Genomic DNA, 10,929 nt, shown 5'->3' on the forward strand with positions numbered 1-10,929 from the left:
GTCCTCTTACAGGTCTGCGCTGTTGACGGTGACCTTCATCGCGAATCTTCGTGTCTCGCTGGGCTGAACCATAACGACGCCTGGCTTGACAGTCAGCTCGCCTTCAAAGTCTTCTGGATCGGCATGCCCTTGCCAGGGCTCGATGCAGATGTAGCCAGCTCCCGGCTTGGTCCAGATGCCCAGATGCGGCATGTCAGGAAAGTCGACGCGGATGGAACCGCCACCGGGCGCTCCATACACGACGGAACGGCTTTCGAGCCGGTCGAAGACAAGAGCATCCGTCTCGAAAAGACTGTCGCGCAGCAAAAGCGTTCGGCCTTCCACGAGACTTGGCTCGGCATTGCGCCTGATCAGGCCATCGACAGGCCGGCGAATGGGGGCCGGTTCTTCGCGCTCGAAGCGGATTTCATGCGTTTCACGCGGCGCCCCATAGGGCAGGGGCCAGCGAAAGGCCGGGTGGAATCCGAACGAGACCGGCATGACGGAGGAGCCGGTATTGGTGACGGAAACCTCCATCGTCAGCGTGGCACCTTCGATTGCGTAGGTGATATCGAGTTGGAACGGAAAGGGATATTGCCTGAGCGTGGTCTGGTCGGAACAAAGGCGAAAACGGCACCGGGACGGTCCGGCCTCATCGATCTCGAACCGGGAGATCCGGGCAAAGCCGTGCTTTGGCAGTTCGTACTCCGCTCCATTGACCTGGATGCGGTCGTTCCTCACACGCCCGACGATGGGGAAAAGGAGGGGAGAGCGGCCCGTCCAGAAGGCAGGGTTACCATCCCACAAGAGGTCCCGATCCTGCTCATCCCGAAGCCGCACGAGTTCAGCCCCGGTTTCGGATATTTGAGCCTGCAGGCGTGAACCTGAAATCGTAACGCTCATCGGAAAGTTCCTCCTGTGGTGGACCTTAGAGCATTTTCCAGCGAGCGGGATCCGGGTCGGTGTCAAAAAAGTACAACACAGAGGAGGAATGATCTCACGCCCTTAAAAGCTCTGCTTCTGCTTGGGAGACGCGAGATCACCCGCTCCGCGCTCTTGTGTTACAGTCGGGAGCGGTTTGATGAGCATGGCGTTCCAGAGGCGGAGGAGTTCCGGGACCTGGGCGGCGGCCACGGGCTTGGCATAGAGATAGCCTTGGGCATGGTCGCAGCCCAGGTCGCGCAGGCGCTTTGCTTGCCCATGCGTCTCGACGCCTTCAGCCGTCACCTGAAGCTGCAGGCTTTTCCCGAGGCCTATCACAGCGGCGATGATGGCTTCATCATCGGAATCCTGTTCCAGATCCCGCACGAAGCTGCGGTCGACCTTGATATGGTCTACCGGGAATTGCTTCAGATGAGTCAGCGAGGCATAGCCGGTGCCGAAATCGTCGAGGGCGATCTGGACTCCATGTTGCCGGAACTGCGTGAGGGCAGACGAAACGCTGTCCGAGTTTCTGCCGAGAAGAACCGTCTCCGTAACCTCCACCTCGAAGAAGGTCGGCGGAACCTTCAGCCAATCGAGCGTTCTCAGCATGCTGTCGACCAAGCCGGATTGCCCGAACTCAGCCGGCGACAGATTGATCGCGATGCGGCCGAAGAGAAGATCATCGTCGAGCCATTGGCGCACATCTGCCGCGATCTTCGATGTCAGCATTTTGCCGATCGACGCTGCAATCTCATGATCCTCGAACACCGCGCCAAAGAAGGCCGGCGTCAGAATGCCCTTCTCAGGATGCCGCCAACGCGCGAGTGCTTCGAGCCCGACGATCTCTCCGGTCGTGAGGCTGACCTTCGGCTGGTAGAATGGAACGATCTCATCATTCGCGATCGCCTCACGCATACCTCGTCCGAGCGAGACCCGCTGCTCGATGGCTCTACGCATCTCGGGCGAATATGTGACGACCCGATTACGCCCCTGAGACTTGGCCTGATACATCGCAATGTCGGCGTCCTTGACCAGCTCTGTCGGCGTTCCGTCATGATCGGGAAAAGCAGCGATGCCGATGCTCACGCGGTTGACGAGCGTCCTCTTCTGGTAAGTGAAGGGCTGACGCAGCATCTCTGCAATCAGCGCGCCGAGGCGGGTGGCATTCTCGAGTTTCAGCGGCTCTACAACCAGTACGGCAAATTCGTCGCCGCCGATGCGTGCCACAGTATCGCAGGTGCGGACCATCCTGGAAAGACGTCGCGCTGTCTCCTGCAGCAGAGCATCGCCTGCGTCATGCCCGAGGGTATCGTTGATATCCTTGAAATCATCCAAGTCGATCAGCAGCAGGCTGACACTCGTGCCGTTGGCCCGGGCCCGTGCGAGAGCAGCCTCAATCCGTTGCTGGAAAAGGGTGCGATTGGGAAGACCGCTGAGTGAATCATGATTGGCGGAGCGCCAGATTTCCTCCTCCGCCTCTTTCTGCTCGCTGATGTCGAATGTCACTCCCACAACCCGGTCGGGACCAGCCTGCTCTGCCCGGGAGCGTAGCCATTTTACGTCGCCTCCAGGCATCACATAGCGGCATTCGATGGAGTACGAGCCGGTTGATTGAATCCTTTGTAGGAAACCCTCGACTTTCGCGTGATCTTCGGGATGAATGCCTGTCATGAAGGTCTTGTCGGGCCCCGGTTGAATTCCGAGGAGAGCAAGGGCGTTTTCTGAACGTGTCGTGGTGCCTGTCTGTGGATTGAACTCCCACGCAATCATGTGGGCAGCCTTCAAAGCGAGCTGAAGCCGCTTTTCGCTCTCGCTCAAGGCCTGTTCCGATTGCTTACGCTCATGGATATCTATGGCAATGCCGAACCATTGCTCGACATGGCCCTGTTCGTTCCTGAGCGGCTGCCCGCGTACGATGAACCAGCGATGCATCCCATCGGATGAACGGCGAAGAGGCATCTCGATTTCGAAGGAGGTGCCGGCACCAAGCGCACCCTTCCACAGCGTCAGAATCCTCTCACGCTGATCCGGCTGGAGGATCGCTCCCCATCCTTCCTTCGGTTCCATGTCTGAGTGTAGACCCGTATACTCGTACCAGACATCGTTGCAGTATGTGAATTCGCCGTCGGGGTCGCTAAACCAGACCACTTGCGGCGAGGTGAAGGAGAGCGGCATGACATCGACAAGCGTGCGAAGGCGCTTCTCGCTCTTGCGCAGGTTCTGCTCGACCTGACGGAATCCGGTGATATCACGGGCGATGCACAGGAGGCCTTGAACGGCATCGTTACGGCCCACGACAGGCGTGATGACCACGTCCCACCATTTCTGCGCGCCGGTTGCCGTTGTGCGGGGGCCATGGAAGCGGCCCGTTCCCCCGGCTATAGCCGCCTCCATCGCGCGTTGCGCCTCGTCACGTACGAGGTGTCCCCACAGGTCGGTCCACTTGCGGCCATCGATGGTGCCGAATTCGGTCACCTCCATAGCTCTCATGCCGCTATGGCTCATGAAGTGGAGATGGCCCTCGAGGTCGAAAACAGTGATCCAGTCGTCGGAGCTGGCAAGAAGCCGCTTTGTGAACTCCTCCCGCTCGACAGCCATTCTGTTGGCACGCTTCAACTCAAGCTGACACATGACGGATTGAGCAAGTGCTCCAAGCGCCTCTTCCTGCGGCTTGCTCAAGCCCTGCGGGCGGGCGTCATGATCGAGCACGCACAGCATACCGAGCGGCAGCCCATCCTTCGTTGTCAGTGGGATTCCTGCGTAAAATGCGGGTTCTGGACTTCCTGCTGCAACCGGCCTGTTTCTGAAGCGCAGATCGGCCGTCATGTCGGGGACGACAAACAAGCCCGGATAGTGGATGGCATGATTGCAGACCGACGCCTCTCGGGGCGTCTCAGGGATCTCAAGCCCGACTTTAGCCTTGAACCACTGTCTCCGCTCATCGAGAAAGGAAATGAACGCAACCGGGGCGTTGCAGATCTGGGCGGCTATCGTCGCAATACTATCGAACGCGACTTCAGGCTCTGTATCCAGAATGTCGAAATCCTGCAGCGCAGCGAGGCGATCGGCCTCCTTCCACGGAGGCGGAGTGCCGGGACCAGGACGTTCCATCATTCAAAAATTATCCGCCCGGAATCATCCGGTTGTTCAGGTCATGCCGGATTCCAACCGGCCCAAAGGAAGGGCATCATGCCTCGAGAAAATTCAATCTGCTGCTTGCAGAACATCCGGGCTTGATACCGGTCCAATGGCAGAGCGTCATGCTGGTCCGTGCGAACGGGCGTGCCATCGTGCTGACTGACGTATTGTCTGCAATGAATTGAACGATCGTCAGATTATCGAATAACTGTCCGGTCAGTTTGCGGTCAAGGAGCTGCGACGCTCCGCGATGAATTACAGTTAACAAAGACTAGCGGCGAGTACGAGCCAAGCCGACAGGAGCATCGTCCGTGAAGGCATGCCTCGCGCAACCTTCATCATGCACTAAGCAATGCGTGCTTGGCTAAGCTTCCATATGGCGGGTTCCGATAAGATAAAGATTTCCAACGGCGCCGAGGGACGCTCTGAAACCCGTCCGGCGTCGGTGAGATTCGCCTCAAATCGCCTCCGATCCCGATGTCGGACGTGTTCAGGAATTGCGGTCTCTACTTACGCAAAAACTACGGAAACTACGTAGTAACATGATTTCAAAATTGGCTTGCATTCAACTGAATTTGCAACCTCGGTACGTCGATTTTTGAAAAACACTTTCATTGACAGGTGGTTGCCATTTCTCTGGGTGGGAGGTTCCGTCCGTTCGAGAATTCGAAATCCATCGTAACGACTGTTTAAGGATGATTAAGGGGCATTAACCATAACCCCGAGCGCGCTCCCTTTATTTACGTATTGTCCGAGACAAGATCGAATTATATCTCTTGGACATAGTCGCAGAACGCGGATTCGTTCAGTAAATGACTCGTTCGCGGCGTGAAAAATACGTAAAACGCACTTAATTACTAAGGCGGGGCAGAATAAAATGTATATCGTCGTCGATGACCGGCAGATGGTTACGTCTGGATATGTTGCAAGCTTCAAGCGCGAAGGCATATCCTCCCTTGGCTTATACGCAGATGAATTCAGCGACTGGCTTGAAACGGCCTCCGATTCCGACCTCGAAGCCGTTCAGGGTTTCGTGCTCGGCACCTTCGAAGAACGGGTCCATTCCGCTGAAAGCATTCGCCGCTACTCCAAAGCGCCGATCATAGCCCTGAGCGACGTTCGCTCGCTCGAAGAAACCCTAGAACTCTTCACCGCGAAATTCGATGATGTTGTCCGCAAGCCTGTTCACGTGCGGGAAATCCTCGCGCGCTCCGAGGCGGTGTGGCGGCGCGTGAATGCGACCGCCGGCAAGAAAACGCAGAACGATGGCGAGAGGCTCAAGGTCTTCTTCGATGGCCGCGATCCGGAGATCGACAACCTTCCCTTGGCTCTGCCACGCCGTGAGCGCCATATCCTCGAGTACCTTGTTCGGAAGAGAGGCCACCGCCTGACCAAGAAGCAGATCTTCGATGCGGTCTATGGGATTTACAGCGAGGATGTCGAGGATAGCGTCGTGGAAGGGCATATCAGCAAGCTGCGCAAGAAGCTGCGGCAACGGCTCGGATACGACCCCATCGATGCCAAGCGTTACATCGGCTACTCCTATGTCGGCGCGGCGTCCTAGGCTCGCAATTTCGCGGGTTGCCGGAAGAAGTCGGCAAGCCGTGCTGGAAGCAGCTGCAGCCCTTCGATAAACGATCACAAAGGGTCACCCGCGAAAGATAGAACCTTCGCGGGTGATTTTTCATTTTTGCGTCGCCGCGGCGCAACCATCGCGCAGGCTTATCCTGAAGACCTTCGTTCCGATACTGACATTCTGACCGGCGGGATCGACGAAGGTAGGTTGCCTTTGCGCGCGCTTCAGCGTCGACACACAAACCGACTGCCCAGCGCAACAACAGTCCACCTCCTGCAACCGACTTGAGATCACGAAATAAATCGGGCGCTCTCCCAACGCGTTAACTTTATTGCAGGAAACAGAGCTTTATTCTTCCTAAACGTCACGATTAAAGCTGGGGGAGCGGAGAAAGCGCATTGCATCTTCGCTCTGAATTCCTAGAAGCCGCCGAGCAGTCCAGGCTTCCAAGAAGAACAACAGCCAGATCTGGCACAGTGAAAAGTCGTATCGGGAAACGGATTAGGGAATCCGATCTTCGATCTTCCAAGCGTGGACATGAGGTCCAGCTCTTCATTGCCGGCATGAAGGCCGCACGATTCACCCATCTTGAGGGGCTTGATGATCTGTGCCCGTCAGTTCGCGTAGTAAGAGTTGAGACACGGCAATGGATGACCTTCTTCTTGAGTTTCTTACCGAGACCAACGAGCATCTCGAAACGGTCGACGTGGAGATGGTCCGCTTCGAGCAAGACCCGAACAACGAGGCGATTCTTAGTAACATCTTTCGCCTTGTTCATACCATCAAGGGGACTTGCGGATTTCTTGGATTGCCGCGACTCGAGGCTCTAGCCCATGCAGCCGAAACGCTCATGGGGAAATTTCGCGACGGGATGCCGGTCACGACTCCCGCCGTATCGTTGATCCTCACAACGCTCGATCGGATCAAAGAGATCCTGGGTGAACTGGAGCGCCAGGGCACGGAGCCGGAAGGCTCCGACGCGGATCTCATCGAGCTGCTCGAAAAGATGGCCTCGCAGGAGGCTCTCACACCGGAGCCGGCGCCGCAGTCGGCCCCAGCTCCATCATCTGGCCAGCCTGTCTCTCAGGTGTTTGAGCGTGAGCTGAAGCCGGGCGAGGTTTCTCTGGATGAACTTGAGCGGGCGTTCCAGGAAGCGCCCGGGCCGGAGAAGGCAGCGGCCTCGGGCACGCTGACATATCAGGTGCTCGAAAGAGCCTTGAAGCCGGGTGAGGTCTCGCTCGATGAGCTTGAGCGCGCCTTCCGGGAGGCCCCAGGACCCGCTCCGCTCGTCATCGAGAAGGCCGCTGCAAATCTTCCGAAGAATGATGCTGTGCCCGCGCCCGCACCATCGGCGAAGAAGAATGCTGAGGCATCGGATTCAGGAGAGGGCGGTGATGGCATTGCCGGCAAAGTCCAGACCATCCGCGTCAACGTGGATACGCTCGAACATCTGATGACCATGGTGTCGGAGCTCGTTCTGACCCGCAACCAGCTGCTCGAGATCGCACGAAGAAGCTCCGAGGACCACGGATACAAGGTTCCGCTGCAGCGCTTGTCTCAGGTCACGGCCGAGTTGCAGGACGGCGTCATGAAGACCCGCATGCAACCCATCGGCAACGCGTGGCAGAAGCTGCCGCGTGTCGTCCGCGACCTTTCGAACGAGCTTTCGAAGAAGATCGAGCTCGTCATGCAGGGCGCGGACACTGAGCTGGACAGGCAGGTGCTGGAGGTTATCAAGGACCCGCTGACCCATATGGTCCGCAACTCGGCCGATCACGGAATCGAGACCCCTTCCGACCGCAAGGCGTCAGGCAAGCCGGAGAAGGGAACGATCCGCCTCAACGCCTATCATGAAGGCGGGTCGATCACGATCGAGATCTCCGATGACGGCAAAGGCTTGAATTTTGCCGCCATTCGAAAGAAGGCGGCGGAACGGGGCATCGCAAGCGATGCCGAAGTGGAGAAGATGAGCGATGCCCAGGTCGCGAAGTTCATCTTCCATCCTGGCTTCTCGACGGCGGCAAAGGTCACATCGGTGTCGGGCCGCGGCGTCGGAATGGACGTCGTCAAGACGAATATCGAGCTGATCGGCGGGACGGTCGATATCCGTTCCGAGCAGGGACGCGGCACAACATTCACCATCAAGATACCCTTGACGTTGGCCATCGTGGCAGCGCTCATCGTGTCCTCCAAGGACCAGCGCTTCGCGATCCCTCAAGTGGCGGTGTCGGAGCTCGTCCGGGTCTCGCCAACCTCCGAGCATTCCATCGAGCGGATCAATGGAACGCCCATCCTGCGTCTGCGCGATCGCCTGTTGCCGATCGTGCCTCTGTCAAAAGTCATGGGGCTGTCTGCGAACGAGGATGCCAATAACGGCTTTGTCGTCGTGACGCAGGTTGCGCATCAGCGCTTTGGAATCCTGGTCGATGGCGTTTTCCATACCGAAGAGATCGTCGTGAAGCCGATGTCCTCGAAGTTGAGGCACATCCAGCTCTTCTCAGGCAATACGATCCTGGGCGATGGAGCCGTCGTTCTCATCATCGATCCGAACGGCCTTGCCAGAATGGTGGGCACTGAGGCAAGCAGCAACGAGTTCCAGAGCGACGCAGGCCAGGAACAGGCCATTGTCGCTGCGGACGAGATGACGAGTCTGCTCGTCTTCCGCGGCGGTGGTGAGAGCCTGAAGGCCGTTCCTCTGTCTCTCGTGACCCGTCTCGAGGAGATCGAAGCTTCGACCATTGAATGGTCGAGCGGGCGTCCCGTGGTCCAATATCGCGGTCGCCTGATGCCCCTCGTCTCCTGCGATGAGGAACTCGCCATCAAGCGACAGGGGATGCAATCCCTCCTCGTCTTCTCGGACGGCGAAGTCTCCATGGGATTGGCCGTCGCGGAGATCGTCGATATCGTCGAGGACAAGCTCGATGTCGAGCTTCTCGCAGAGCGGTCAGACTTGGTCGGTTCTGCGGTCGTGCGCGGTCGTACGACGGAGATCGTCAACGTTGCGCACTACCTGCCCATGGTCCTCGAGACCTGGTCCCGAAAGGACCGGCGCGACAGCGTGGACAAGTCCTTGCTGCTCGTGGATAGTTCGACCTTCTTCCGGGATATGCTCGTTCCGGTCCTCAAGGCATCGGGATATCGCGTGCAGACCGCATCGACGGCCCAGGAGGCGGTTCGCCTTCTGTCGGGCGGCCTCCATATCGACGTCGTCGTCACGGATCTGGAACTGTCGGGTCATTCCGGATTTGCGCTTGTCGCGTCTCTCAGGGCCGATCCGCAGCACAGCACGACACCTGTCATCGGCATGACCGTGAGGCCGGATCCACAGCAGATCGCTCTGGCGAGGAAGCTTCGTATCTCCGAGGTTGTGTCGAAGATCGATCGCCGGGGGCTGCTATCGGCTCTGGCTGAGCTCAACGCGTCGTTTGAAGAGGCTGCTTGATCATGAAATCGTTAGAATCGATGACTGCCACACCTAAGTCGACTTCCAGGCAGATGGAATTCGTCACCGTCACGGTGGCGAACCAATTACTCGGCCTCCCGATCAGCCGCGTGCACGATGTCTTCGTGGTCAGTGAGATGACGACCGTCCCCTTGGCCCAAGGCGAGATCGCGGGCCTTCTCAACCTGCGCGGCCGGGTCGTAACCGCTGTGTCTCTCCGGCGTCGTCTGGGTTTGAACGACACGGCCGGTGCAGAGCGTCGCATGGCGGTAGGACTGGAGAACCAGGGTGAAGCCTATGGCCTGCTCGTGGACGAGGTGGGCGAGGTGCTCAAGCTCGATCCGGATGAGATGCAGCCCAATCCTGTTCACATGGATCGGGGCTGGGTCGGACTCTCGCAGGGCGTGCATCAGCTTCGCGAGAAGCTGCTGATCGTGCTTGATGTGGATGCTGTGCTCGCCTTCGAGACAACACGGGAAGCTGCCTGACCTCAATTGAGCAACCCAACCCTTTTTCGTTCTAAGTGGAATGTAGTGACGTGAGCCTAGACCTTTCCATCCCCGTCCTTGTCGTCGACGATTATCAGACGATGGTCAGAATTCTGCGCAATCTTCTCAAGCAGATCGGCTTCAATGATGTCGACGACGCCTCCGACGGTCAGGCAGCCCTTGAAAAACTGAAAGCCAAAAAGTATGGCTTGGTCATCTCTGACTGGAACATGGCGCCCATGACGGGATACGAGTTGCTTCAGCAGGTACGCTCGGATGCTGAGCTGAGTTCGCTGCCCTTCATCATGGTGACGGCTGAGGCAAAGACCGAGAATGTCGTTGCCGCGAAGAAAGCCGGTGTCAATAACTACATCGTCAAACCGTTCAACGCCGATACGTTGCGGACGAAGATCAGCGCAGTCTTCGGCGGATAATGAATTGTGAGCCAGGGCCATGAAGCCGCAGAAGAGTTATCGTATTGAGGCGAGCCTGGGAACTCTCGCTTATGACGAGGGGGCCGTAGAGCGCCATTCCGAAATTATGAACTTGCTTGGAGCGATCAAGGAATCGATCGTTCCGGCACGGGAGATTTCGACGTCCCTGCTGGAGGAACACCGGCGGGACATGCAAGAAGCCCTCCGTCTCAAGGTTGAGCTCGACTCAATCTATGAGGCTATCAATCGCACGAAGAAGGAGATCGCAACTCTTCGGTATGCTGGCGCCCAAGGGCAAGAGATCACCCGTGTAACCGATGAGCTGGGTGCCATCGTTCTCGGCACAGAAACGGCGACGAACTCGATCCTTGCCGCTGCCGAGAAGATCGACGACTTATCCAGCAATCTATCGTCGCGCCTATCCGGAGGCGATCAGGAGATTGCCCGAGAGATTGTGGAGCAAGTGATCGGCATCTTCGAGGCCTGCAATTTCCAGGACATTACCGGCCAGCGCATCAGCAAGGTCGTCAATGCGATGAGGTTCGTTGAAGAGCGTGTCCATCATATGATCGACATCTGGGGCGGGATGGAGAGCTTCAAAGATGTCGAGACGATTGATGATTCCAGGCGTCAGGGGGAGGCCGCTCTCCTGAACGGCCCGGCGCTTGCATCCGACAAAGGCGTCACGTCCCAGGACGCCATCGATGCTCTGTTCGATTAAAACAACTAGACAATGCCCGGCTTCGGGCCGGGCATTGCCATTAAGACGGCTACTATTGACGATGCAAGCTGACGTGCGCCGGGCCTAAAGCGCTTTTGGTCTCAGTGTAGAGCATAGCCGGCATGCCTGATCCAGCCTTGAGCATCCTTTGCGCTGATGGTGTCGAGGGCTGGTTTGAGCTCTGCCTCCAAGGCTTCAAGGCTACGTGGGGCTTTTGCCTTGAGCCG

General features: G+C 57.8%; 8 protein-coding genes. 6 read left to right on the forward strand and 2 right to left on the reverse strand.

The window, feature by feature from the left end; translation table 11 throughout:
• Nucleotides 1–6: 6 nt before the first annotated feature.
• Together KHP60_RS22365 and KHP60_RS25580 are read right to left on the reverse strand one after the other, a co-directional pair.
• A complete protein-coding gene (locus KHP60_RS22365; protein ID WP_213566497.1) occupies nucleotides 7–882 on the reverse strand; it encodes an aldose 1-epimerase family protein in 876 nt (291 codons plus the stop codon).
• A 102-nt stretch (nucleotides 883–984) separates the two neighbouring features.
• Entirely contained in the window at nucleotides 985–3,534 is a 2,550-nt protein-coding gene (locus KHP60_RS25580) for an EAL domain-containing protein (RefSeq protein WP_311925227.1), read from the reverse strand.
• Here KHP60_RS25580 and KHP60_RS25340 point away from each other — a divergent pair.
• The 6 genes from KHP60_RS25340 to KHP60_RS22395 all read left to right on the forward strand — a co-directional run bounded on the left by KHP60_RS25340 (nucleotide 3,418) and on the right by KHP60_RS22395 (nucleotide 10,702).
• Nucleotides 3,418–4,140: a hypothetical protein gene (locus tag KHP60_RS25340; RefSeq protein WP_249689038.1), complete on the forward strand. Its 723-nt coding sequence runs from the start codon at nucleotides 3,418–3,420 to the stop codon at nucleotides 4,138–4,140. The two genes, KHP60_RS25580 and KHP60_RS25340, sit on opposite strands and share 117 nt — an antisense overlap.
• A 778-nt stretch (nucleotides 4,141–4,918) precedes the next feature.
• Nucleotides 4,919–5,605, forward strand: coding sequence for a response regulator transcription factor (locus KHP60_RS22375; RefSeq protein ID WP_213566499.1), 687 nt, complete (start codon nucleotides 4,919–4,921; stop codon nucleotides 5,603–5,605).
• Nucleotides 5,606–6,263: 658 nt separating this feature from the next.
• Nucleotides 6,264–9,059 (forward strand): hybrid sensor histidine kinase/response regulator, encoded by a 2,796-nt coding sequence (locus KHP60_RS22380; protein ID WP_213566500.1) that lies wholly within the window; start codon nucleotides 6,264–6,266, stop codon nucleotides 9,057–9,059.
• Nucleotides 9,060–9,079: 20 nt separating this feature from the next.
• Nucleotides 9,080–9,547 carry a chemotaxis protein CheW gene (locus tag KHP60_RS22385; protein ID WP_213566501.1) on the forward strand — a complete coding sequence of 156 codons (468 nt, stop codon included), beginning with the start codon at nucleotides 9,080–9,082 and terminating at the stop codon, nucleotides 9,545–9,547.
• Nucleotides 9,548–9,597: 50 nt separating this feature from the next.
• Nucleotides 9,598–9,981 (forward strand): response regulator, encoded by a 384-nt coding sequence (locus KHP60_RS22390; protein ID WP_213566502.1) that lies wholly within the window; start codon nucleotides 9,598–9,600, stop codon nucleotides 9,979–9,981.
• A 19-nt stretch (nucleotides 9,982–10,000) separates the two neighbouring features.
• A complete protein-coding gene (locus KHP60_RS22395; RefSeq protein WP_213566503.1) occupies nucleotides 10,001–10,702 on the forward strand; it encodes a protein phosphatase CheZ in 702 nt (233 codons plus the stop codon).
• The last annotated feature ends 227 nt before the right edge of the window (nucleotides 10,703–10,929 follow it).

It is taken from the genome of Microvirga sp. 3-52 (assembly GCF_018383585.1).
Taxonomy (GTDB): Bacteria; Pseudomonadota; Alphaproteobacteria; order Rhizobiales; family Beijerinckiaceae; genus Microvirga.